At 45.6% G+C, this 652-nt stretch carries 1 protein-coding gene; it reads right to left on the bottom strand.

Annotation, left to right across the window (positions count from 1 at the left end; all coding sequences use genetic code 11):
* A partial coding sequence (locus tag A3735_RS07675; protein ID WP_156499509.1) for a class I SAM-dependent methyltransferase occupies nucleotides 1-652 on the bottom strand: 652 nt, incomplete at both ends.

The following is a 652-nucleotide window of genomic DNA, read 5'->3' as shown; positions in this document are numbered from 1 at the left end:
GTAGCCAAGGTGCCGATTTGCCACGAGCCATACCTCGCCACCCGTTTTCAATGCACGTTTGGCTTCTTTGAAAAAGGATTGGGCTATCGAAGTGCTCACCGTATTTTGCTGATGAAACGGCGGGTTACAAAGAATCAATTCCAATGAATTAGACTTAGCCTTGCTCAAGCCGTCACAAGCAATAAACTCAGCACGGTTTGTAGGCATATTGACCGCCAAATTGTGTTTCGCAGACTGTACCGCCTGAAAAGACTCGTCATAGAAAAACATCTGGGCATTAGGAAAGCGCTGTAAGTAGGCTAAACCAAGTACCCCATTCCCACAGGCTAAATCAGCGACTTGTGAAACCTCCGGTAAGCACTTGTAATGCCCCAAAAAGAAGCGACTGCCAATATCCAAATGATCATTGCTAAAGACATTTGGTAAAGCCTTCAAGTTCAATTCAAAATCGGGAACGCTGACAGACTTGCACTGTTCAAATATATTCTGCTCTGAAGCGTACGCCAGAGATTTATCAACCTCTGCCCTCCAGACTCGCGCTTTTTTTACACCTGGCAAAAAACTCGCCGGGCCAAAGCACTTCTCCAGCAACTCATACTGACCTTTGCTTAAGTGCTTATCCATACCTGCAAGTAAAAGTGTACAGCCTTCT

This window comes from Oleiphilus sp. HI0061 (assembly GCF_001635675.1).
This window is presented reverse-complemented; position numbering and strand designations above follow the sequence as displayed.